Raw genomic sequence first — 22,245 nt, 5'->3', positions numbered from 1 at the left:
CGATGAGCATTACCTGCTTCGGCGAGATCCTGTTGCGAATGTCGCCGCCCGGCAGGCAGATGATGGTGCAGGCGGGCAGTCTCGACATGGTTGTGGGCGGGGCGGAGGCCAATGTCGCCTCGGCGCTGGCGAGCCTTGGGCGCGCGGTGCGCTTTGCCGGGGTGGTCGCCGACAATCCGCTGGGTGACCGCGCGTTGGCCGCCTTGCGGGCCTGCGGAATCGACACCGCCTTTGTCGCCCGCGCGGGTGGGCGGATGGGGCTCTATTTCCTCGAAGCAGGCTCCGGCCCGCGCCCCTCGGCGATCACCTATGACCGGGCAGGCAGCGCCTTTGCCGAAGCCGCGCCCGAGACTATCGACTTTGCCGGAGCGCTGGCTGGCGCGCGCTTGCTGCATTGCGGCGGGATTACCCCTGCGCTTGGCCCTGCGGGGGTAGCGCTGGCGCGTGCGGCGCATCGCGAGGCGAAGGCGGCAGGCGTGCCGATCTGTTTCGACGGCAATTACCGCGCGCAGCTGTGGGCCGCGTGGGACAGCGATCCGGCGGCGATTTTGCGCGAGCTGGTCGCCGATGCCACCATCCTGATCGGCAACCACCGTGATATCGCTCTGCTTCTGGCTCGGGATTTTTCGGGCGAGGGCGAGGATCGACGGCGAGAGGCGTCAGAGGCAGCCTTCGCGGCTTTCCCGAACCTCGAACTGATCGCCTCGACTGCGCGGCACCTTGTCACCAGCGACCATCACCGCATCAGCGCGCGGGTCGATAGCCGGGCGGGAAGCCACCAGACCGACGATATCGACGTCACTGGCATTGTCGACCGGATCGGCACGGGAGATGCTTTCGCCGCCGGTGTGCTCGATGGGTGGCTGGCAGGCGCGGGGCTGGAGGTCATGGCTCAGCGTGGCCTCGCGCTCGCGGCCCTCAAGCATACCATTCCGGGCGATATGTGCCCGGTCAGCCGCGCGATGGTCGATAGCTTCAGCGCAGGCGCGGGCGATGTCCGCCGCTGACCCTGTCAGCCGCCGCGCCGTGCTGGCGGGCGGGGTCATGCTGGCCGGCATGGCGGCAGCCTTTCCATCGCGCGCCACCACGCCCGCAGCCCGTCTGTGCCTCGGCCCGGTCGAAGCCCCCGACGGCACTTTTGCGGCTCATGCCTGCGGCGATGCATGGTCCTATCCGGGCATCCGCTATGCCCGCGCAGCAAGGTTTCAGGCGCCCCAGCCGGTAACAGTGGCCGAGCAGCGCGAGGGTGGCTGGAGCGCAATCCCCGCGTGCCCGCAAGTGGAAGATACCTACCCCCAGTCCGAGGACTGCCAGTTCCTCAATGTCTGGGCTCCTGCCGGCGACAAGCGGGGCCTGCCGGTCATGGTCTATTTCCACGGCGGCGCCTATTCTGCCGGTTCGGTCGGCGATCCCCTGAACAACGGCGCGATGCTGGCGGCGCGGGGCGATGTGGTTGTGGTGACGGTCAACCACCGGCTGAACGCGCTGGGCTATCTCTACTGGCCCGAGCGCTTCCCCGACAGCGGGAACGCTGGCCAGCTCGATCTGATCTGCGCGCTCGAATGGGTGCAGCGGAATATCGCCGCCTTCGGGGGCGATCCGGGCAATGTCACGCTGTTCGGCCAATCGGGCGGCGGCGCAAAGATCGCGACGCTGATGGCGATGCCTGCCGCGCGCGGGCTGTTCCACAAGGCGATCACCATGAGCGGCCAGCAGGTCACCGCCTCAGGGCCGCTCAATGCCGCCAGGCGCGCCGGTGCCTATCGTGACGCACTGGGCGAAGACCCGGCGACGGCTCCTGTCGAGGCACTGGTGGGGGCGCTTTCCGTCAATGATCCGGTGCTCGGCGGGCGGATCTATTTCGGGCCGGTGGTGGACATGAGGCACCTCCACCGCCACCCCTTCTGGCCCGATGCCCCAGAGCAATCGGCGGCTATCCCGATGCTGCTCGGCAATACCATCGCCGAAACGCGCGCTTTCTATCCGCCCGAGGGGCGCGCGCTGAAGGGGCTGACCTTCGACAATCTTCCCCAGCGGATCGGGCGGGAGCTGCGGGTCGATCTCGAGCCGGGCTGGGTGGCGGCGCAGTTCCGCGAGCATTACCCCGAGGCCTCGCCAGAGGAGCTGTTTCACCGCATCATGACACCGGCGCGCAGCTGGCGCGGGCAGGTGGAAGAGGCCGAGGCGCGGGCACGGCAGGGGCGGGGCAACACCTTCGTCTACCAGCTCGACTTCGAGAACGCGCAGCACACCGACGACATCGGCCTCGCCTTCGGCACCACCGCCGGACAAAGCCCGGCGCGTGCGGCAATGAGCGCGACCGTGATGGACGCCTTCACCCGTTTTGCCCGCACCGGCGATCCCGGCTGGCCCGCCTATGATCTGGAACGCCGCCAGACGATGATCTTCGACCGCGAAAGCCGGGTCGAGAGCGACCCGCGCGGGTGGGAGCGCGAACTCTTCGCCCGCGCGCCCTATGTCCAGCCCGGAACCTAATTGGGGTAGCTGACAATCAGGTCGAGCGGCTCGTCGCCCAATTGCCGGATGCCCACCACCGCGCCCTTCCACAGATAGGCCGCCATGCCGGGTTCGAGCACGGCAACCACGCCGTCAGACACCACCTCGCCCCGGCCCGAGAGGACATAGTAGACCTCGTCATGGCTGATGGGATGCGCGCCGATCGCCGCGCCGATGTGCAGCACGCGGCGGCGGAACTCCATCGCGCGCGCAGGGGGCACGGCGTCGGAGATTCGATAGGCGGTGCTCATGCCGATCGCGCCGTGGGGCGGGGGCTCGTCGCGGCGCACGTCGTCCTCGCGGATCACCACCATGGGGTGCGCGGGTGGGGGCGAGGGCGGAGCCTCGCCCTGCGCCAGCAGCGCGGCGGCGAGGGCGGGGAGGATCACTTGCCCCCCGCCCGCATCCCCCGGTCACGCGGCGAAAGATGCTCCTGCGCGCCCGGCTTCTGGCCCGGCCAGATGCCCGATTTCGGGGTCATGGTGGCCAGATCCCAGTCCGCCTCGACAAAAGGCGCGGCGGTTGGCGCAATCACCGGATAGCCGCCGACCTCGCTCTCGTCGTCGATCACTTCGCCCCGGCCCTCGGCAATGAAGAACAGCACCCGCAGCTCCTCGCTTCCCCGGTCCCAGGGCCGCGCCCCGGCGGTGGCGAGGACGGCCGTCTCGACCTCGTCGGCAGGGAGGATGGCGTAGCCCTCAAGGCTTGCGAGCGGCGCCTGCGCCTCGATCAGCTTCGCCTCGGTCTTGCCATAGCGCCCGAACAGCGGGAGCGGGTTGCCGAGCCGGTCGACGGCGACATTGTCACGCCCGTAGAAGGCCAGATCGCCGACCCCGCCAAGCATCAGGAAGGGCAGGCCCGGATCGGTGTCGTTCCCCCCGCGCATCACATTGCCGACCGCGGTGATCTCGCCCGTCACGCGCGGCTGTCCGGCCCATTCCAGGTCCATCAGGTTGTAATGCACCGCGCGGCGCTGCGGGTTGTAGATCAGGTTGTTGATCATCAGCACCTGCGCGCCGCCCTTCACCAGCGGACTGCGTTCGACATTATGCGCCCAGATGTTGCGATCGAACACGATGCCGGTGGCATTGTCGTGGACCAGCGATCCCTTCGAGTGCTCGCCCTTGGGGTGGCTCGAATCCGCCAGACCTTCTGCCGCGAGGTTGAGGCGGAAGACGATGTCGCGGCTGGTGCCCTCGCGCCATTCCTCAAGCGTGGTGCCGGTAAAGCGCGGGCCGGAGGCGGACATGTTCTCGTCGATGCCCCACAGGAAGGTGCAGTTCTCGACCACCACCCGCGCGGCGCGCACGGTGGAGAGCGCGTCGGCTTCCCACCCGCTGCGCTTGGGCTGGCCATCGGCACCGGTCAGCACGCGTATGTGCTGGAGCTTCACGTCATGGGTCTTGATGTCGATCCCGCCCTTGATGATCGTGATGCCGGGGGCAGGGGCGGTCTGGCCGGCGATGGTGAGGAAAGGGTTGTTGATATCGATGCTGTCGCGCCCGAGGTCGATGATCCCTGCCACTTCGAACACGACGATGCGCGGCCCCTTGGCCTTGATCGCTGCGCGCAGGGAACCCGGGCCATCGGCGGCGAGCGTGGTGACGCGGATGATCCGCCCGCCTGCGCCGCCCTGGGTCGGGTCCGCGGGATGCGCGAAAGCCTGTTGCGGCGCGAACACAGCAAGCAGCATGGCCACTGCCAGAATGGCGAAAAACTGTCGCATTTCCCTCACTCTCCCTCGTCTTGCGCTGCTGCTTGACAGAAACGACAGGGCATGGCAATTCATAATGACACCGGTTACCAAAATCGGGGGCGGGAGAGAAGTGGGGCTGCGTCGGTCTTTTTTTTGACCTGAGCGGAAACCGGTGTCACTCTCTCGGGGAAACAGAGGGAGAAGGCTAGGTGGTTCAGATGTCCGGGATGATCCGTTTCAAATGCGCGCTCATGCTCGGCGGCGCGCTGTTGGTGCCTGCCGCTGCTGCCGCGCAGAGCGCGCCGGCGACGGGCCAGCCGCAGGTTGCGGTGACGACTCCCGAAGAGCAGAGCGAGAGCAGCGAGATCGTCGTCTCCGGCTTCCGTTCCAGCCTCAATGCCGCACTCGGCGAAAAGCGCGCAGCGGTGAATGCGGTCGACGTGATCCTCGCCGAAGACATCGCCGACTTCCCCGACCTCAACCTGGCCGAATCGATCCAGCGCATTCCCGGTGTCTCGATCGACCGCGACAATGGCGAGGGCCGCACCATCACCGTGCGCGGCCTCAACCCCGATTTCACCCGCGTGCGCATCAACGGGATGGAGACGCTCTCGACCACCGGATCGACCGACTCGTCGGGTGGCACCAACCGCGGGCGCGGGTTCGATTTCAATACCTTTGCCTCGGAACTGTTCCGGAGCATCAAGGTGTCGAAGTCGCCCAATCCGTCGACCGAGGAAGGCTCGCTCGGCGCAGTGGTCGATCTCGCCACCGCCCGGCCGCTCGATTACGGCGCGGGGCTGACGCTCGCCGGGTCGGGGCAGGCGCTTTACAATGACGCCTCGCAGAAGGTGAACCCGCGCATCGCCGCGCTGGCGAGCTACGCCAATGAGGCCGAAACCTTCGGCGCGCTGGTCTCGGTCGCCTGGACACCGCGCGACATTGTCGAGGAAGGCTTCAGCACGGTCCGCTTTGTCGGCAACCCCGTGCCCGCTGCGGGCGCTGCGCAAAGCTTCACCCAGCGCAACGCCTTCCAGAACGAGGCCGCCTTTCCGACCGCTGCCACCGCCTTCTTCCCGCGCATCCCGCGCTATGGCGTGCTGACGAGCGATCAGGACCGGCTCGGCATCACCGGCGCCGTGCAGTTCCGCCCGTCGGAGCGCACGCTGGTCAGCCTCGATCTGCTCTATTCGAAGTTCGCCGGCACCCGCCGCGAGGAGTTCCTCGAAGCGATCTCCTTCAGCCGCAACACCGCCGATGGCATTCGGCAGACCGATATCGTCGCGCTCGAGGTCGATCCGGCCACCCGCAACATCATCAGCGGCACCTTTGACGATGTCGATGTGCGGATCGAGAACCGGCTCGATGATCTCAAGACCGAGTTCAAGCAGGCGACGCTCGATATCGAGCATGAATTCTCCGACACCTTCAAAGTGCGCCTCAATGGCGGCCTGTCGGAATCCGATTTCCGCATATCGCGCCAGACCACCATCATCGCTGATGCGCTGAATGTGGACGGCTACCGCATCGACTTCAGCGGCAATCCCAACGCCCCGCTGATCGATTACAACATCGACGTCACCAATCCGGCCAACTTCCTCGTCAACGAAGTGCGCGACCGGCCGCAATCGACCTTGAACGAGTTCAAGACCGTGGCGCTCGCGGGCGACTGGGCGGCAAGCGATACGCTGACCGTGCAGGCAGGGGCATCGTACAAGCAGTTCGGCTTTTCCTCGACCGAATCGCGCCGTGACCGGGTGCTGACTTCGACCACCGTGGTGCAGCCCTTTGCGCTGACGGCGGCGGAATCGAACCTCGCAAGGCTGGGCAAGGGTGCGCCGGGGCCGGACGGGATCGACCGCACCTGGGTGGTGCCCGATATCGACGCGATCGCCACGCGGGTCGGTCTCTACAGCGGCAATTTCCCGCTGACGGTGCAGGCCGGCGCGGTCAATGACGTGGTCGAGAATGACTACGCCGGGTTTCTGCAAGGCTCGCTCGATACCGAGCTTGGCGACTGGGGTCTGCGCGCGGTGGCGGGGGTGCGCTATGTCCGCACCGAAGTCAGCGCGACCGGCATCCTCAGCGGCACCACGGTGACGGTCGACAATGCCTATAACGACTGGCTGCCCTCGCTTTCGGTGGTGCTGGAGCCGACCGCCGAACTGCTGATCCGCGGCAATATCGCCCGCCAGATGGCCCGTCCGACGCTTGCCAGCCTGACGCCGGGAGGCACCTTCAACCCGTTCAGCACCACGCTGAGCTTCGGCAACCCGCAGCTCGATCCGTTCCGCGCCAATTCCTTCGATCTCGGGATCGAATGGTATTTCGCACCCGAAGCCCTGCTGTCGGTCGCGGTGTTCTACAAGGACATTGAAACCTTCGTGACGCGCGAGACGACGACGATCCCGTTCCGCGATCTGGGCCTGCCCGACAGCCTGCTCGAAGGCTCGCCCTCCAGCCCGGACGACATCTTCACCGTCACCCGCAACATCAATGGCGAGGGCGGTGATCTGAAGGGTATCGAGATCCAGTACCAGCAGCCCTTCACTTTCCTGCCCGGGGTGCTCAAGAACTTCGGCTTCCTCGGCAACCTCACGCTGCTCGATTCCGATGTGAACTACGGCACCACCGCAGCCCCCTTGCGCGATCAGTTGACGGGGCTTTCGAAGACCGGGTTCAACACCACGCTCTATTACGAAGACAGCAAGTTCAGCGCGCGCATCTCGGGCGCCTATCGCAGCAGCTTCCTGACCCGCGTGCCGGGGCAGAACGGCAACGATATCGAAGGCACGCGCGCGACCTTCAACGTCGATGCCGCGATGAGCTATGCGCTGACGGACAATATCCGCATCACGCTGGAAGGTATCAACCTGACCGACGAGGTGCGGCCGCAATTCGTTGACAGTGTCGGCGATCGTCCGGTGACCTTCAACCGCACGGGCCGGACGGTGCTGATCGGCGCGCGTTTCACGCTGTGAGTCCCCAGAGCGCGCGGGTGCGGCGTCCCGCAGAGACTGCACCCGCGCGTTTCCATCGGCCTGTCAGGATGATCCGGTGATCGACCGTCGCACTGCCTTGGCTGGCCTGGGGCTTGCCGCTGCCAGCCCGCTGGCGGCGCGGGCCGGGGGACTGGCCAATACACCGGATAACGAGCCCTCGGAGTGGGTCGCGCTCTGGCCGGGGGTGCCGCCCGGCGCGCCTGCGGTGCTGCCGGACGAACGGATCGTCGCGCGGCCCAAAAGTCCGGTGCAGCCAGACCGCATCATGCAGGCGATCGCCAACCCGCGCATGGCCGTGTTCCGCCCCGCCGAGGCCAATGGCGCGGCGGTGCTGATAACCCCGGGCGGCGGCTATTCCCATGTCGTGATCGACAAGGAAGGCTTCGAGATGGGCCGCTGGCTGGCGGCCCGCGGGATCACCGCCTTCGTGCTGTTCTACCGGCTACCGCATCAGGGCTGGACATCGGGCGCCGATACCCCGCTCGCCGATGCGCAGCGCGCCTTGCGGCTGATCCGGCATGGCGCTTCGTCCTACGCCATTGATCCGGCGCGCCTGAGCGTCATGGGGTTTTCCGCAGGCGGCCATGTTGCCGCGAGCCTTGCAACCCGCTTTGCCGCTCAGGCCTATGCCTCGGTTGATGCCGCCGATGCCCTGTCGGCCCGTCCGGATGCGGCCGCGCTGATCTATCCGGTGATTGCGATGCGCGCCGAAATCGCTCACGCAGGCTCGCGTGAGCGGCTTCTGGGCGCGGCTCCCTCGGCCGCGCAAAGCATGGCCTATTCACCTGACGAGGCGGTTCCGGCCGACGCGCCCCCGTTCTTCCTGCTCCACGCCGAGGATGATGCCGTCGTGCCAGTGGACAACACCCTGCGGATGCGCGCCGCGATCAAGGCGCGCGGCTTGCCGGTCGAGACGCATCTTTACCAGCATGGCGGCCATGGCTTCGGGATCAGCCGTGCGGCGGGCAAGCCGGCGTCTGCCTGGCCCGAGGCCTGGTTCGCCTGGGCGCGCGCGGCGGGGATGGCATGAGCGTGGTCGGAAAAACGCGGTGCGCCTTGCCGCTGGCCCGCAAGTGGGCGCATTGAGAGTTCACGCGATGGGAGACGCGAGCATGAGATCAGACACTGCCGCACCGGCCAAGACAGGGCGCTACCGCTGGTCGATCATCGCGCTCTTGTTCATCGCCACAACGGTCAACTACATCGACCGCACGATGCTCGGCCTGCTGGCGCCCGATCTGGGCCGCGAACTGGGCTGGAAAGAGAGCGATTACGGCAACATCGTCTTCGCCTTCCAGGCCGCCTATGCCTCCGGCTTTCTGGTGATGGGCACGCTGATCGACCGCTTCGGCCCCAGGATCGGCTATGCCATCGCGATCACGGTCTGGACGGCAGGCCACGTCGCGCACGGCTTTGCCAGCTCGGTCACCAGCTTCATGGCCGCGCGCATGGTGCTGGGCGTGGGCGAGGCGGGGCATTTCCCGGCGGTGGTGCGATCCAGCAGCGAATGGTTCCCGCAGAAGGAGCGCGCCTATGCCATCGGCTGGGTCAATTCTGCGACCACCATCGGCGTGATCCTGACCGCGCCGACGCTGGCCCTGTTCATGGGCGTGCTCGGCTTTGGCTGGCGCGAGACGTTCTTCATCACCGGCCTGTTCGGCGCCGCGCTGCTGGCGGCATGGTGGTTCTTCTACAGCAACCCGCGCGAAAGCGGCCGGGTGGACGAGGCTGAGCTGGCGTGGATCGAGCATGACCCGCCCGAAACCGTCGCGCAGCTCGGCTGGAGCCGGATCGCGCGCCACCGGTCAACCTGGGCCTATGCCAGCGCCAAGTTCCTCACCGATCCGGTGTGGTTCCTGATGCTGTTCTGGCTGCCCAAATATTTCGACAGCACCTTTGGCGTCGATCTCAAGGTCGTGCTGCTGCCGATGATCGTGATGTATCTGCTGTCCGACCTTGGCAGCATCGGCGGCGGCTGGCTGTCATCGCGGCTGATGCAGCGCGGCTATAGCTGCAACTTCGCGCGCAAGGTGACGATGCTGGCATCGGGCGCTTGCGTCCTGCCGCTGCTGCTGGTGACAAGCCTCGACAATATGTGGCTCGCCGTGCCGCTGATCGGCCTTGCGCTGGCGGGGCATCAGTCGTTCTCGTCCAACCTGCTAGCACTGCCGCCCGATATGTTCCCGCGCCGGGCGGTGGGATCGGTGATCGGACTGGGCGGCTTTGCCGGCGGCGTGGGCGGCATGATCATGGCGACCTCGGTCGGCAAGATCCTCGATGTGACGGGGGGCAATTACACCGTGATCTTTGCCGCCTGCACGGTGGTCTATTTCCTCGCGGTTGCTTCGATCCACCTGCTTGCGCCGACATTGGCGCGGGTGGAGAAGGTCTGAGCTAGAGCGTCACGCCGCGCTTCCACAGCGCGATCACCCGTTGCCCGGCGCGCTCGGCCGCTGTGGCCTCGCCGCTGGCGATCGCCAGCAGACGGTTGGAAAAGGCCTCCAGCACAGCTTCGGGCGGCTGTTCGAGCAGCACGCCTGCATCGAAATCGATCCACCCCGGCTTTGCGGCTGCGAGTGCGGAATTGGAGGCGACCTTCACTGTCGGCACCGGGAACCCCAGAGGGGTGCCGCGCCCGGTCGTGAACAGGATCATGGTTGCCCCTGCTGCCGCCAGCGCCGTGGAGGAGACCGCATCGTTCCCCGGTGCCTCCAGCAAGGTCACGCCTGCCGCCTGCGCCGTCTCGCCATAGGCGATGACATCGGCCAGCGGCGCAGCGCCCGCCTTCTGCACGGCGCCGAGCGACTTCTCCTCCAGCGTCGTGATCCCGCCCGCGATATTGCCGGGGGAAGGGTTCTCCGACACCGGCAATCCGGCATCGAGATAGTGCCGCTTGAACCGATTGATGAGATCGCCCGCTGCGGCAAACACCTCAGGTGAAGTTGCACGGGCCAGCAGGGCGTCCTCAGCCCCGAAAATCTCGGGAATCTCGGTCAGGATCAAGCGGCCATTGCTGGCGGCCAAACGCTCGGAAAAGCGGCCGAGCAGCGGGTTTGCGGTAAGGCCAGACAGCGCATCCGATCCGCCGCATTTCAGCCCGACCGTGAGCGCCGATGCCGGGGCATCGCTGCGCTGGAGCGGTGCCAGCGCATCGACCAGATCGTCAACCAGCGCCATGACCGCGGCCAGCTCGTCGCCCTCGTCCTGCGCGCGCAGGGTGCGGATCTTGGCGCGGCTGCGCGCGGGCACGGCTGCGATCAGCGCATCGAGCTGGTTGCTCTCGCACCCCAGCCCGATCAGCACCACGCCGCCCGCATTGGGGTTGTCGCACAAGGCGGCAAGCGCTGCACGCGTACCAGAAAGGTCATCGCCCAATTGCGAGCAGCCATGCGGGTGTCCGAAGCCCGCGATCGCATCGACGCGCCCGGCATGGCGCGCGCTCGCCTCGCGCGCGGCCATTTCTGCGAGTGGGGCGACGCAGCCGACCGTGGGCAGGAGCCAGATTTCGTTGCGCGTGGCAAAGCGGCCATCCTCGCGCCGATAGCCTCGCCATGCGGGCAGGGGCGCTGCGGCAAGCGGCAGGGCGGGCGCGCCGCCATAGGCATAGCTGCGCTCGCCCGTCAGGTTGGTCGCAAGATTGTGGCTGTGAACGTGCGTCCCCGGTGCAATCGCGCAAGTGGCATGGCCGATTACCTCGCCATAGCGTCGCACGGGCTCGCCCCTTGCGTGAGCGCGCAGCGCAAATTTGTGCCCTGCCGGAATTGGGTCGACCAGACGGCAGGCATGGCCGCCCGGTGCGACAACCTCTCCAGCAGCAAGCCCCGTCAGCGCAATCCCGACACTGTCGGCAGCGTGGCACAGCAGGGCGGGCGGGGCGGGGTCAGGCATGGGATACGGCTTGCCTTGCTGGTCATTGGAGCCATTCTTGACACCGGTTACCAGACCGAACCGCACGCATCAAGCGCGTGCCTAGGCCGCCCGGCTTTGCGCCGCTGCTGCGGCAAGGCCCGGCACCGTGACCACCCGCTCCCCGCCGAATTCCTCGCGCACCACAATCAGCCCGCTGCGTTCCAGATGATCGAGCAGGCGGCGGATGCGGCTGGGCGAGGCGCTGCCATAGAGACGCCCGAGTTCTTCCTCGTCCGGCATCGGTTCCCCCAGCACTTCGGCCACCGCAAGCGCGAGGAAGGGGGCGAGCACATCGTCCTCGACCCGCGCGATAATCGCCTCGACCTCGGCGCGTGCGCTGCCTTCGAGCCGCGCGAGGCCGCCGATCTCGCAGGCGAACAGGCGGCGGAAGCGGGCGACGTCGACATGGGCGCTGGCGATGCCCTGCTGGCGGCAGCGGATCGCGAAATCGCGGAACAGCGCCGGGGCAGGGCGGAAGGTCGCGCCCTCGCTCGCCGCCAGATCGCGCACGACATCGGCGATCGTGCCGGCGGGAGGAGGGGGCGCGACGGGGGCGGGCGCGGCGACAGCTTGCGGCTCCTGCTCTGGCTCCGGCTCCGGCTCTGAGGCCGGTGCGGGCGCGGCGGGCGGCAGGGGGAGGGCGCTCAACGCCTCGTCGAGATTGACCACGGCGCGCGCAGGCGGCTGATAGCGGCGCACCGCCGGATCGCTCGCCGCTTCGGCAAGACGATCGGTCAGCAGGGCTTCCATATCCTGCCCGGCGGCTTCGGGCAGGGGCAGCAGCCCGCTCCCGCCGCCGCGCCCGCCGGTGCGCACCGGGCCGACATTGACTGCGACCGGCTTGCGGCTGACCGCCGGGCCAAGGCCGAGGAACTGCCCGCGTTGCAGGTCGCGGATGCGTTCGGCCTGGCGCCGGTCCATGCCCAGCAGATCGGCCGCGCGCTGCATGTCGATATCGAGAAAGGTGCGCCCCATCAGGAAGTTGCTGGCTTCGGCCGCGACATTCTTGGCGAGCTTGGCAAGCCGCTGGGTGGCGACGATCCCGGCAAGGCCGCGCTTGCGCCCGCGGCACATCAGGTTGGTCATCGCCGAAAGGGTGAGGCGGCGGGTGTCGTCGCTCATTTCGCCGGCGGCCGCAGGGGCGAACATCTGGGCTTCGTCAACCACCACCAGCGCGGGATACCAGTGCTCGCGCGGGGCATCGAACAGGGCGGTCAAGAACAAGGCAGCGCAGCGGATCTGCTGCTCGACCTCCAACTCATCGAGCGCCAGCACCACCGAGGCGCGGTGCTGCCGGACGCGGGCGGCGAGCGCTTCGATCTCGCGCGCCGAATAGGCTGCACCGTCGATCACCACGTGGCCGAAGGCATCGGCCAGCGTCACGAAATCGCCTTCCGGGTCGATCACCACCTGCTGCACCTGCCCGGCGCACTCCTCCAGCAAACGCCGCAAAAGATGCGATTTTCCCGAGCCTGAGTTGCCCTGCACCAGCAGGCGGGTGGCCAGCAGCTCCTCAAGGTCGATCGCGACCCGATTGCGGGCGCCGTCCTGGCCGATGTCGATTAGCGTGCTCACGCCACGGGGCTTAGGCAGGCTGGCGCGCGAGGCAAAGCCGCTTGCGCGGGTTATCCAGCGTTACGGCACGACAGGGGCGGCAAGAACGTGGATGGCGTAATAGCCCAGCGGCCCGCGCCGGCTTTCCAGCAACAGCCCGCGCGCCGCGGCGATCCGGGCCGCGACCTCGGGCAAAGCGGCGCGTTGTTCCACGTGAAACATCGCCAACCAGCGTCGAAGCAGCGACTGCGCAGCACTTGGCAGGTCTTGAAGGTCGCCGAAATCGACCACGTGCAGCTGCCCACCCGGCGCAAGGCAGCCTGCCGCATGATCCAGCGCGCCTTGCCAATCGGGGATCATCGACAAGGAATAGGAGAGGATAATCCGGTCGAACGCGGGTTCGCCCAGCAGAGTGACGGGATCGAAGGTGCAGGCATCGCCCGCGCCCAGCCGCGCCGCATCGCCCAGCGCCGCGCGGGCGCTCTTGAGCATTTCGGCCGAAATATCGAGCCCGAACAGCGCCGTCCCCGGCCAGCGCCGGCCGATCTTGGCGAGGTTGCGCCCGGTGCCGCAGGCGACTTCCAGCACCCGCATCCCCGGCCGCGCCTCCAGCCCTGCGATCAATGTGTCACGCCCAAAGAGGTAATATTTGCGCGTAAAATCATAGATATGGCGCTGCCCGCGATAGACCTCGTCCATCAGCGCAGCGTGCCCGGATGCGCCCGCCATCAGGCCAGCTCGTAAACGTGCACGCCGCCATAGATCGACGACCGATCGCGGCGGGTAAGGTCGGCGGACGTCTCTTCAAGGTAACGCCACTTCGACAGGATCGCATCATCAAGCCGCCCCGGCAGCAGGCTCGGCTCGGCAGCGGTGCGGAACAGCACGCGCGCCCCAGGGCGGCTGGCGCGGGTGATGCGCGCCCACAGGTCATCCAGTTGCTGGTTGTTCATCCAGTCCTGCGCATCGAGCAGCACGAAGCGATCCATGCTCGCCTCCTCGCGCGCGCCGATCCAGTCGACCATGTTGGCGCGGGTCACCTCCAGCCGGTCAATCCGCGCCTTCATCGCCTCCCAGTTGGCGCGCTGGAGATAGGGCGGCAGGGCTGCATCCTCGCCCCGGCTGTAACCGCGCCCGAAGGCCTGCCACGCGAAGTAGTTGTCCTTGACGGCAAAGTCGCAGGCGAGCTTTTCCAGCCGCCGTCGCAGCACCTCGGCCATGCGTTCATCGCCCGCGAGATGGGTGAACTGCGCAGGCGGAATGCCGAGCCCGAACAGCGCGGCGGGCTGATCGGTCAGCCAGCGGATGAAGCGCTTCTCGAACACCGGTGCCAGCTCGCGTTCGAACACGTCGCGCTGCTCTTCCAGCGTCTGTGCCTCCAGCACCTTGGCGAGATCGATCTTGTAAAGCCTCGCAAAAACGTGCGCGAGGCCAATGAAATTGCCCAGCAATCCCTTGCGATAGATGCCGCGCGTGAAATAGCTGATGCGCCGCCGCCCGCGGATGTCGCGTTGCTCCCAATAGGCGCGGCTTGTCCCGTCGAGATGCGGCGCGATCATCGCGCGATAGACCTCGGCGTTCTCCTTGTGATCGGCATGGGCGAAGAAGCGGTGGAAACGCTCGTAACTGGGCAGGTGGCGGATTGCGGCGATCTTGAGCCGCCCCAGCGCGACATGGGCGCGGTTCAGATCGACAGCCGTGACCTGCGCCGGGTTTGCCGTCAGATAGGACAGCGCGTTGCAACTGCCGCTGGCAATGCACATGAGGCGGCTGTCGGGCTGGATCGCGAGGCCTTCCATGTCGACCACCGGGTCTTCCCAGATCTGGGCATAGACCAGCCCTTTGAAAGCCAGCGCAAAGGCCTTGTCGAGCAGCTTGTCGCCGAGCCCTGCATCCTTGCGCACCACCGCATCCTCGATGATCCGCTTTGCCCGTGTCGCCATGTCCGCCTGCCCTTTCGTAAGGTCAGGTGCGCAATATGGCCCTAGCGTGTCGGTCGTGTGACGCTTTCCACAGGGGCGAACAGGGGAGGGGGTCAGTCCGCGCCCGCAATCGTTGCCGCATAGGCTGCCGGATCGGCATTGCCGCCGGTGAGCATGATGACGGTGCCTTCGTCCACCGGCACCTTGCCGGCCAGCGCCGCTGCCAGCGCCGCCGCGCCGCCGGGTTCGACCACGAGCCGCAGGTGAGCAAAAGCGAAGCGCTGGGCAGCGCGCACCTCGTCGTCGGTGACCGTGACGCCGGGTTCGGCGCGGCCCTTGAGGACGGCAAGGTTGATTGGCTTGGTGGCGAGCGGCTGAAGCGCGTCGCAGATGGTCTTCGGTGCATCCGGCGCGGCCGCCACGAGTTCGCCCGTCGCCATCGCCTGCCCGACCATGTCCCAGCCGACTGGCTCCACGGCATGGATCGCGCTGTCCGGTGCGCCGAGGGCGAGCCCCGCCGCCAGACCGCCGCCGCCGCAACAGGCGATGATGCGGCTGGGCGCGCGGCCCAGTTGCGCGGCGATTTCGATGGCGGCGCTGCCTTGCCCCTCGATCACCCACGGATCGCCGAAAGCATGGACCAGCGTGCCGCCGCGCTCGGCGATCAGCCCGGCGGCCACGGCGTCGCGGTCTTCGCCCCCCTGTTCTTTGGGGGCGCGCTGGTAGAGCACCACCTCGGCTCCCAGTGCGCGGGTGTTGGCGAGTTTCACTTGCGGCGCATCATGCGGCATCACAATCGCCGCAGCGATGCCCAGCCGCCGCGCTGCCCATGCCACGCCCTGCGCATGGTTGCCCGATGACACCGCCACAACGCCGCCTGCGCGTTCCTCCGGCGTGAGCGAGGACAATCGCCACCACGCGCCCCTGATCTTGAAGGCGCCGACGGGTTGCAGCACCTCGGCCTTGACCCATGCCTCCACGCCGCCGATTTCGACCGGGAGCAGCGGGGTGGGGGGCAGGATGGCGGCCACCGCTTCGGCTGCCGCGCGTACGCCTTGGGTGGTCGGCATTTTCATATCAGCTTGGATCATTTGTCCCCTATCGCGCATTGGACTAAGGCGCTGCGCAAGATTCGCATCGCTTCACGAAAGGTTCCTATCATGTCGGCAGCAAAATCCCGCACCGTTCTCGTCATCGGTGCGGGCGGCGTCAGCTCGGTGTGCGTCCACAAGATGGCGTTCAACCCGAACATCTTCCCCGAAATCCACCTCGCCAGCCGCACCAAGTCGAAGTGCGATGCGATCGCGGCTTCGGTGAAGGAGCGCTGCGGGCGCGACATCGCCACCTATGAAATCGACGCGGAAGAAGTCCCCGCAATGGTGCGCCTGATCCGCGAAACCGGTGCGGGCCTCGTGGTGAACCTCGCGCTGCCCTATCAGGATCTGCCGATCATGGACGCCTGCCTTGAGGCGGGCGTCGATTACCTCGACACCGCGAACTACGAGCCCAAGGACGAGGCCAAGTTCGAATACAAGTGGCAGTGGGCCTATCAGGAGCGTTACAAGGACGCCGGCCTGATGGCGCTGCTGGGCAGCGGCTTCGATCCGGGTGTCACCTCGGTCTTCACCATGTGGCTCAAGAAGCACAAGCTCAAGACCATCCGCCAGCTCGACATTCTCGACTGCAACGGCGGCGACCACGGCCAGCATTTCGCCACCAACTTCAACCCGGAAATCAACATCCGCGAAGTGACCGCCCCCGCGCGTCACTGGGAGAACGGCGAGTGGGTCGAGACCCCTGCCATGTCCACCAAGGTCGGCTTCGACTTCGAAGCGGTCGGGCCGAAGAATATGTACCTGATGTATCACGAGGAGCTGGAAAGCCTCGCCAAGTTCGTCCCCGAGCTTGAGCGCGCGCGCTTCTGGATGACCTTCGGCGATCAGTACATCACCCACCTCACCGTGCTCCAGAACGTCGGCATGACCTCGATTGAGCCGGTGAAGTATCAGGGCCGCGAGATCATCCCGCTGCAATTCCTTGCCGCCGTGCTCCCCAAGCCCGAAACGCTGGGCGAGACCACCAAGGGCAACACCAATATCGGCGTGATCGCGACCGGTGAAGCGCTCGACGGATCGGGCGAGAAGACGTTCTACATCAAGAACATCTGCTCGCACGAAGCCGCCTATGAGGAAACCGGCAATCAGGCGGTCAGCTACACCACCGGGGTGCCCGCGATGATCGGCGCGGCGATGATGGTCGAGGGGCATTGGCGGGGCGAGGGCGTGTTCAACATCGAACAGCTCGATCCCGATCCCTTCATGGCGATGCTGAACGCGCATGGCCTGCCGTGGACGGTCGAGGAACTGGACGGGCCGGTCAGCTTCTGATGGGCGGCACCCCGGCCATTCTCCCGATTGCCCTGCTGGCGGCCTCGGCGCTGATCATGAACGTCGCGTGGTACTGGCATCTCAAGCATCCCTCATGGGGGATGCTGGCGGCAATCGGAGCGGCCTGGGGTATCGCGCTGTTCGAATATACGCTGGCGGTTCCGGCCAACCGCATCGGCATCGCGCACTATTCCCTCGCCGAGTTGAAGACCATTCAGGAGGTCTTATCTCTCGGCGCATTCGTGCTGGTGGCTTGGGCGCTGTTCGGACAGACGCCGGGCCCGAGCCAGCTTCTTGGTTTCGCGCTCATTGCAGGAGGCGCATTCATGATCTTCAAGAGCCCGCTCGGCTGATGCAGACCAAAGCCGGTGATCCGGGCGCCTTTGCCCATTTCGATCTGTCGCGCGTCGATAGCCCTGCTTTCGTGGTCGATGCCGCGAAGCTGCGCGCCAATTGCCGGACGCTGGCCGCCGTGCGCGATGCCGCTGCGGCCGATGGCGCAGACATCAAGGTGTTCTGCGCGCTGAAGGCGTTCTCGATGTGGTCGGCTGCGCCCATCATCGGGGAATATCTCGACGGCGTCTCCACCAGCGGCCTGTGGGAAGCGCGGCTGGCCTCCGAGTTCTACGACGGCGAGATCGCGACCTACTCCGCCGCCTTCAAGCCTGAAGAGCTGGAGGAGATCTGCCGCCTCTCCGACCACGTGATTTTCAACTCGCCCTATCAGCTGCAACGCGCGCGGTTGATTCTGGAGCAGGCCGCCGCCAACGGCGCGCCGGTCAGCGTGGGCCTGCGCATCAACCCGCAGGTGCCCACCGGCGAGGTCGCCAAGTATGACCCCAGCGCCCCCGGATCGCGCCTCGGCTTCCCGCTCGACCAGCTGACCGAGGAGCACATGGAGGGGGTGGAGGGCATCCACTTCCACAACCTGTGCGAACAGGATTTCGAGCCTTTGAAAGCCACCTGGGACCGGGTGTTCGACGTGATCGAGCCCTACTTCGATCAATTGAAGTGGATCAACATGGGCGGCGGCCACCACATCACCCGCGCCGATTACCAGCGTGATGAACTGGTCGAATTCCTGCGCGATGCGGCCGAGGACACCGGCTGCCAGATCATCCTTGAACCGGGCGAGGCTGTGGCATTGGATGCCGGGATTCTCGTCGGCACGCTGCTCGACACCCATTTCAACGAGATGCCGGTCGGGATCACCGACATCAGCGCCACCTGCCATATGCCCGATGTGCTTGAGGCACCCTATCGCCCGGCGATGCTGGGTGAGCTGACCGATCCCGACCTCATCCCGATACGCCTTGGCGGCCCCTCCTGCCTCGCGGGCGATGTGATCGGCGATTACTGCCTGCCTGTCGCCGCCGAGCCGGGCGCGCGCTTCGCGTTTCTCGATCAGGCGCATTATTCGATGGTCAAGACCAACACCTTCAACGGGGTGGCTCTCCCGTCGATCTGGATGTGGGATTCAGAGACCGACGCGCTCGATTGCATCAAGCGGTTCGATTACGCCGATTTCCGCGACCGGCTGAGCTGAGGCGATGGACTGGCTGCGCAGGCTGCTGGGCAAGGGCAGTGCGCCCGCCCCGGCCGCGCCTCCGCCGCCGCTTCCGGTGTTCGACCCGGCGACCGCACCCTCGCAGGCGTTTGCGCAGCCCCATTTCCGCTTCTTCCCCGGTGCCTATACGCTTGGCGCGGAGGGAGAGGACGTGTTCCGCCGCGAGATTGGGCCGTGCCATGCCTGCGGGATGCGCGACATTCACGCCTTTACGGGCGTCATCTACACCGCACGGCAGGATCAGCCCACGGCCTGTGCGCAATGCATCGCCGATGGCGGGCTGGCGAAGTTCCTGAACGAGGCACATTTCAGCCTTCACGACGCAGAGGTTGAAGCGCTCGACTGGCGCGACCCGCTGGTCGCCGAAGTGCAGCAGCGCACCCCCGGCTTTGCCACCTTCAATCCCTTCGCATGGCCCGTGCATGATGGCCTGCCAATGGCCTTCATGGGCTATGGCGACGAGGAGCGCTGGAAATACGTGCCCCAGGCGCTTGCCGCGATGCGTGCGGCGAACGAGGGGGAGGACTGCTTTCCCTGCGCCAATATCCTGCTGTTCCGGCAGGTCGAAGGCGAGGTCTGGCGCGCGGTGTTCGACCCGGATTAGAGGTCGACCGGCGACTGCGGCCCCGGTTCGATCACCCGCCCGCGCTCATTCTGGTTGATCGCCAGCGCCAGCCCCGCCAGCGCGCCGAACTGGCGCTGGGCGCGGGCGGCGTTTTCGCGGTCGGCGGCGGGGTTCATGCCTCCGCTTTCGAACAGGTTGCCCGCCTCGACCGCAATCACCACCTCGCCCTTGCTGAACAGGGCGCGCAGCTCCTGCGCCTCGAAGGCGTCTTCCAGCCTCAAGAGGTGCTCGACATAGGAAGGATGCACCAGCACCCGCGCCTCGACCCTGTCATCGGAATAGAGCGCGAAGCTTTCTTCGAAGGTCGGGTGCACCTGATCGACCCGGTCAAGACGGTGGCCATCGAAACTGACATGATCGCTCGCCCCGCCGAGCCCCAGCCACTTGCGATGCTTGCCAGCGCGTTCGAGCAGGGTGGTCGAGTGGAACTTGCGGCCAAAGCCCATGTGGATCACCGGCCCGCGAAACACCGTCACCCAGCGCCGGTTCTTGCCCGATCCGCGCTGGTCTTCGAGATGGGCTTCATAGAGGTTGAAGGCGTGACCCTCGAGGGTGCCGAACCAGCGATCCTCGAAGCTTGACCTGTCAAAGCCGGGGATGAGGCCATAGGTGAGCGCCGCCTCGAACTCGCTGCCGGGCTCGACCTCGGCGGAATAGGATACGCCGAAGCTCTGCGCGATGGCGCTGTTGATGCCGACCTTGATGGCATGGGTGGCGGCGGAAATCGGGCGGTATCCCCACCATGCGGCAAGGCCGATCCCGCCAAAGGTCGCGATCGGCGCAAAGGCGGTGCGCGCCGCCGGGCTGAACCACAGGAAGGCAAGCAGCGGCATCAGGATCACCGCGCCCCACACCCAGCGACCGGTCGCCTGCTTCTTTGCGCCCTCGCGCATGGTATTCTGCTGGGCGAGCCAGGCCTCCAGCCCGCTCCCCATGACCCCGTCAATATCGCTGCGCATTGCCTCTCCCGCGCGATTCTTTAACCAGTGTCAGCACAATTAGGCGGGTGAGGTAAAGGGGATCGATATGAATTTCGTTTGGATTGCTGGTCTTGTGGTGGTCGGCCTGCTGGTTGTGGTGGTGGGCATCTATAACCGTCTGGTAGGCCTGAGGCAGAGCGTGCGGCAGGGTGTCGCCGACATTGATGCACAGCTGCGCCAGCGGCATGACCTGATCCCCAATCTGGTCGAGACGGTGAAAGGCTATGCCGGCCACGAATCGGCGACGCTCGAAGCGGTGATCGCGGCGCGCAATGCGGCGGCGAGCGGCGCACCATCGTCGGGGAGCGAGCAGCAGCTGAAATCGGCAATCGGCAATCTGCTGGCGCTGGGCGAGGCCTATCCTGACCTCAAGGCCTCGGCCAACTTCCAGTCGCTCCAGAGCGAGCTTGCCGATGTCGAGGACAAGCTCGCTGCCGCCCGCCGCGCGCTGAATGCCGCCGTCGCCCAGTTCAATGCCGCGCGCGAATCCTTCCCGGCGGTGCTGTTTGCCAATGCGCTCGGATTCGCCGAGGCCGATTTCCACCGGCTTGACGCAAGCGAGCAGGGCACGGTCGATCAGGTGCCCCGGATCGGGTTCTGACAGCGGCGCGGATTGCCGCGAAAACCGGCGGATTTCCGTCATATTCCAGTCGTGAATGTGGGGGTGTCTTCAAAAAGCAACATTCCGGCCCGCGGGCGCGCATTTTTCGTTTGCATTCCCCCCCCAAAGCCCTATCTGCGCGCTTCCGCTGCCCCAAGGGGACTTCCAAACCGCAAGGCAGCTTGTCGTTTTATGGTTCAACAGAGCCGTTTTGGGGGTCCCTTGAGTTGCACATCTATCCTGACGCACTGGCTGTAGTTCGCGACCTCCGTCCGGACGAACCCGTTATCCTCAACCGCCCGCACGCCGCGCGGCGCGCCGCTCGTTTCTTCGTCGAGAAGTTTCCGGGCAAGGTGCTCTATGCGGTCAAGGCCAATCCCGCGCCCGATCTGATCCAGATCCTGTGGGACGCCGGTGTCACCCATTTCGATGTTGCCTCGATCACCGAGGTGCGGCTGGTGCGTGGCATTCTGCCCGACGCGGTGCTGTGCTTCATGCATCCGGTGAAGACCCCGGCGGCGATCCGTGAGGCTTACATCGAGCATGGTGTGCGCACCTTCAGCCTCGATTCCGCCGAGGAACTGGAAAAGATCATCGACGCCTGCCGCGGTGACGATGGCGAAGCCCCGCGCGACCTGCGTCTGTGCGTGCGCCTGCGCGTCTCCTCTGAATATTCCGAGCTCTCGCTCGCCAGCAAGTTCGGCTGCGACCTGATCGAAGCGCCCCAGCTGCTCCAGCAGGCCCGCCAGCATTGCGACTGGCTGGGCGTGTGCTTCCATGTCGGCAGCCAGGCGATGACCCCGTTCGCCTTCGTGCAGGCGCTCGACCGCACCCGTGCGGCGATTGCCGAGGCGTCGGTGGTGGTCGACATGATCGACGTCGGCGGGGGCTTCCCGAGCGCCTATCCGGGCCTCGAACCGCCGCCGATGGAAGATTACTTCGCGATCATCGCCAAGCACTTCGAAGCGCTGCCGGTCGCCTACAACGCCGAGCTGTGGTGCGAACCCGGCCGCGCGCTGTCGGCCGAGTATTCCTCGATGATCGTGCAGGTGAACAAGCGCCGCGGCGAGGAACTCTACATCAATGATGGCGCCTATGGCGCGCTCTACGATGCCGCCCACGTCGCGTGGCGGTTCCCGGTCAAGGCGCTGGAAAGCGACCTGATCGAGGAGGACGAGGACTTCGCCTTCTACGGGCCGACCTGTGACGACGCCGATTACATGAAGGGCCCGTTCCGGCTCCCGGCTGACATTCAGGCGGGCGACTATATCGAGATCGGGATGCTCGGCGCTTACGGCGCAGCGATGAAGACCGGCTTCAACGGCTATGGCAATGCGGTGGCTGTCACCGTGCAGGACGAGCCGATGATGAGCCTGTTCAACGGCACCCGCGTGCGCGAAGCGACCGACAACGTGGTGAGCTTGCGCTAGAACCTTGTCTTGGCCCCGCGCTGCCTGCAAACAGGCACGCGCGGGGCCATCACGC

General features: G+C 66.4%; 19 protein-coding genes. 11 read left to right on the top strand and 8 right to left on the bottom strand.

Annotated features, from left to right (window positions below):
- Nucleotides 1-2 precede the first annotated feature (2 nt).
- Both PS060_RS15475 and PS060_RS15470 read left to right on the top strand, forming a co-directional pair.
- Entirely contained in the window at nucleotides 3-1,007 is a 1,005-nt protein-coding gene (locus PS060_RS15475) for a sugar kinase (RefSeq protein ID WP_273984406.1), read from the top strand.
- On the top strand, nucleotides 994-2,496 hold the full coding sequence (locus tag PS060_RS15470; protein WP_273984405.1) for a carboxylesterase/lipase family protein: 1,503 nt from the start codon (nucleotides 994-996) through the stop codon (nucleotides 2,494-2,496). Before PS060_RS15475 ends, PS060_RS15470 begins: the two co-directional genes overlap by 14 nt.
- On the opposite strand, the gene PS060_RS15465 is transcribed toward PS060_RS15470, so the two are convergent.
- Nucleotides 2,493-2,831 (bottom strand): cupin domain-containing protein, encoded by a 339-nt coding sequence (locus PS060_RS15465; protein ID WP_273986945.1) that lies wholly within the window; start codon nucleotides 2,829-2,831, stop codon nucleotides 2,493-2,495. The two genes, PS060_RS15470 and PS060_RS15465, sit on opposite strands and share 4 nt — an antisense overlap.
- A 71-nt stretch (nucleotides 2,832-2,902) precedes the next feature.
- Nucleotides 2,903-4,210: a pectate lyase family protein gene (locus PS060_RS15460; protein WP_273986944.1), complete on the bottom strand. Its 1,308-nt coding sequence runs from the start codon at nucleotides 4,208-4,210 to the stop codon at nucleotides 2,903-2,905.
- Between the two features lie 221 nt (nucleotides 4,211-4,431).
- Between PS060_RS15460 and PS060_RS15455 the strand changes: the two genes are divergently transcribed.
- The 3 genes from PS060_RS15455 (at nucleotide 4,432) to PS060_RS15445 (ending at nucleotide 9,608) form a co-directional block, all read left to right on the top strand.
- Complete coding sequence (locus tag PS060_RS15455) at nucleotides 4,432-7,194, top strand: TonB-dependent receptor (protein WP_273986943.1); 2,763 nt, start codon at nucleotides 4,432-4,434, stop codon at nucleotides 7,192-7,194.
- A 76-nt stretch (nucleotides 7,195-7,270) separates the two neighbouring features.
- A complete protein-coding gene (locus tag PS060_RS15450) occupies nucleotides 7,271-8,245 on the top strand; it encodes an alpha/beta hydrolase (protein WP_273984404.1) in 975 nt (324 codons plus the stop codon).
- An 82-nt stretch (nucleotides 8,246-8,327) separates the two neighbouring features.
- On the top strand, nucleotides 8,328-9,608 hold the full coding sequence (locus PS060_RS15445) for an MFS transporter (protein WP_273984403.1): 1,281 nt from the start codon (nucleotides 8,328-8,330) through the stop codon (nucleotides 9,606-9,608).
- A 1-nt stretch (nucleotide 9,609) separates the two neighbouring features.
- Here the strand turns inward: PS060_RS15445 and PS060_RS15440 are convergent, their stop codons facing one another.
- From PS060_RS15440 to PS060_RS15420, 5 genes are all read right to left on the bottom strand, one after another.
- On the bottom strand, nucleotides 9,610-11,103 hold the full coding sequence (locus PS060_RS15440) for a UxaA family hydrolase (protein WP_273984402.1): 1,494 nt from the start codon (nucleotides 11,101-11,103) through the stop codon (nucleotides 9,610-9,612).
- Between the two features lie 81 nt (nucleotides 11,104-11,184).
- Nucleotides 11,185-12,699 (bottom strand): ATP-binding protein, encoded by a 1,515-nt coding sequence (locus PS060_RS15435; protein ID WP_273984401.1) that lies wholly within the window; start codon nucleotides 12,697-12,699, stop codon nucleotides 11,185-11,187.
- A 60-nt stretch (nucleotides 12,700-12,759) separates the two neighbouring features.
- Nucleotides 12,760-13,407 (bottom strand): class I SAM-dependent methyltransferase, encoded by a 648-nt coding sequence (locus PS060_RS15430; RefSeq protein WP_273984400.1) that lies wholly within the window; start codon nucleotides 13,405-13,407, stop codon nucleotides 12,760-12,762.
- On the bottom strand, nucleotides 13,407-14,621 hold the full coding sequence (locus PS060_RS15425; RefSeq protein ID WP_273984399.1) for a DUF3419 family protein: 1,215 nt from the start codon (nucleotides 14,619-14,621) through the stop codon (nucleotides 13,407-13,409). The genes PS060_RS15430 and PS060_RS15425 overlap by 1 nt, the downstream gene beginning before the upstream one ends.
- Before the next feature lie 92 nt (nucleotides 14,622-14,713).
- Nucleotides 14,714-15,691: a threonine ammonia-lyase gene (locus PS060_RS15420; RefSeq protein WP_273984398.1), complete on the bottom strand. Its 978-nt coding sequence runs from the start codon at nucleotides 15,689-15,691 to the stop codon at nucleotides 14,714-14,716.
- A 69-nt stretch (nucleotides 15,692-15,760) separates the two neighbouring features.
- Between PS060_RS15420 and PS060_RS15415 the strand changes: the two genes are divergently transcribed.
- From PS060_RS15415 to PS060_RS15400, 4 genes are read left to right on the top strand one after another with little or no spacing between them, the layout of a single operon-like run.
- Complete coding sequence (locus tag PS060_RS15415; RefSeq protein ID WP_273984397.1) at nucleotides 15,761-16,987, top strand: saccharopine dehydrogenase family protein; 1,227 nt, start codon at nucleotides 15,761-15,763, stop codon at nucleotides 16,985-16,987.
- Entirely contained in the window at nucleotides 16,987-17,340 is a 354-nt protein-coding gene (locus PS060_RS15410) for a DMT family protein (RefSeq protein ID WP_273984396.1), read from the top strand. The genes PS060_RS15415 and PS060_RS15410 overlap by 1 nt, the downstream gene beginning before the upstream one ends.
- Entirely contained in the window at nucleotides 17,340-18,533 is a 1,194-nt protein-coding gene (locus PS060_RS15405; RefSeq protein ID WP_273984395.1) for a carboxynorspermidine decarboxylase, read from the top strand. The genes PS060_RS15410 and PS060_RS15405 overlap by 1 nt, the downstream gene beginning before the upstream one ends.
- 4 nt (nucleotides 18,534-18,537) lie before the next feature.
- Nucleotides 18,538-19,158, top strand: a complete 621-nt coding sequence (locus tag PS060_RS15400) for a CbrC family protein (protein WP_273984394.1) — start codon at nucleotides 18,538-18,540, stop codon at nucleotides 19,156-19,158.
- Here the strand turns inward: PS060_RS15400 and PS060_RS15395 are convergent.
- Nucleotides 19,155-20,138 carry a DUF3137 domain-containing protein gene (locus PS060_RS15395; protein WP_273984393.1) on the bottom strand — a complete coding sequence of 328 codons (984 nt, stop codon included), beginning with the start codon at nucleotides 20,136-20,138 and terminating at the stop codon, nucleotides 19,155-19,157. The two genes, PS060_RS15400 and PS060_RS15395, sit on opposite strands and share 4 nt — an antisense overlap.
- A 67-nt stretch (nucleotides 20,139-20,205) precedes the next feature.
- On the opposite strand from PS060_RS15395, the gene PS060_RS15390 reads away from it, so the two are divergent.
- Together PS060_RS15390 and PS060_RS15385 are read left to right on the top strand one after the other, a co-directional pair.
- The gene (locus PS060_RS15390; protein ID WP_273984392.1) at nucleotides 20,206-20,760 is read left to right on the top strand and encodes a LemA family protein; all 555 of its coding nucleotides are present in this window, start codon (nucleotides 20,206-20,208) and stop codon (nucleotides 20,758-20,760) included.
- Between the two features lie 227 nt (nucleotides 20,761-20,987).
- Nucleotides 20,988-22,190 carry a type III PLP-dependent enzyme gene (locus PS060_RS15385; protein ID WP_273984390.1) on the top strand — a complete coding sequence of 401 codons (1,203 nt, stop codon included), beginning with the start codon at nucleotides 20,988-20,990 and terminating at the stop codon, nucleotides 22,188-22,190.
- The last annotated feature ends 55 nt before the right edge of the window (nucleotides 22,191-22,245 follow it).

It is taken from the genome of Erythrobacter sp. BLCC-B19 (assembly GCF_028621955.1).
In the GTDB taxonomy this organism is placed as follows: domain Bacteria; phylum Pseudomonadota; class Alphaproteobacteria; order Sphingomonadales; family Sphingomonadaceae; genus Erythrobacter.
The sequence above is the reverse complement of the archived record's forward strand: the minus strand, read 5'-3'. Positions and strand labels throughout refer to the sequence as shown.

Bases quoted from the DNA above. Each gene is read 5' to 3' on its own strand.
- PS060_RS15415 (WP_273984397.1), top strand. From the start codon at position 15,761: ATGTCGGCAGCAAAATCCCGCACCGTTCTCGTCATCGGTGCGGGCGGC.
- PS060_RS15430 (WP_273984400.1), bottom strand. From the start codon at position 13,407: ATGGCGGGCGCATCCGGGCACGCTGCGCTGATGGACGAGGTCTATCGC.
- PS060_RS15475 (WP_273984406.1), top strand. From the start codon at position 3: ATGAGCATTACCTGCTTCGGCGAGATCCTGTTGCGAATGTCGCCGCCC.
- PS060_RS15440 (WP_273984402.1), bottom strand. From the start codon at position 11,103: ATGCCTGACCCCGCCCCGCCCGCCCTGCTGTGCCACGCTGCCGACAGT.
- PS060_RS15390 (WP_273984392.1), top strand. From the start codon at position 20,206: ATGAATTTCGTTTGGATTGCTGGTCTTGTGGTGGTCGGCCTGCTGGTT.
- PS060_RS15465 (WP_273986945.1), bottom strand. From the start codon at position 2,831: ATGGTGGTGATCCGCGAGGACGACGTGCGCCGCGACGAGCCCCCGCCC.
- PS060_RS15420 (WP_273984398.1), bottom strand. From the start codon at position 15,691: ATGATCCAAGCTGATATGAAAATGCCGACCACCCAAGGCGTACGCGCG.
- PS060_RS15405 (WP_273984395.1), top strand. From the start codon at position 17,340: ATGCAGACCAAAGCCGGTGATCCGGGCGCCTTTGCCCATTTCGATCTG.
- PS060_RS15445 (WP_273984403.1), top strand. From the start codon at position 8,328: ATGAGATCAGACACTGCCGCACCGGCCAAGACAGGGCGCTACCGCTGG.
- PS060_RS15455 (WP_273986943.1), top strand. From the start codon at position 4,432: ATGTCCGGGATGATCCGTTTCAAATGCGCGCTCATGCTCGGCGGCGCG.
- PS060_RS15460 (WP_273986944.1), bottom strand. From the start codon at position 4,210: ATGCTGCTTGCTGTGTTCGCGCCGCAACAGGCTTTCGCGCATCCCGCG.
- PS060_RS15400 (WP_273984394.1), top strand. From the start codon at position 18,538: ATGGACTGGCTGCGCAGGCTGCTGGGCAAGGGCAGTGCGCCCGCCCCG.
- PS060_RS15410 (WP_273984396.1), top strand. From the start codon at position 16,987: ATGGGCGGCACCCCGGCCATTCTCCCGATTGCCCTGCTGGCGGCCTCG.
- PS060_RS15395 (WP_273984393.1), bottom strand. From the start codon at position 20,138: ATGCGCAGCGATATTGACGGGGTCATGGGGAGCGGGCTGGAGGCCTGG.
- PS060_RS15470 (WP_273984405.1), top strand. From the start codon at position 994: ATGTCCGCCGCTGACCCTGTCAGCCGCCGCGCCGTGCTGGCGGGCGGG.
- PS060_RS15425 (WP_273984399.1), bottom strand. From the start codon at position 14,621: ATGGCGACACGGGCAAAGCGGATCATCGAGGATGCGGTGGTGCGCAAG.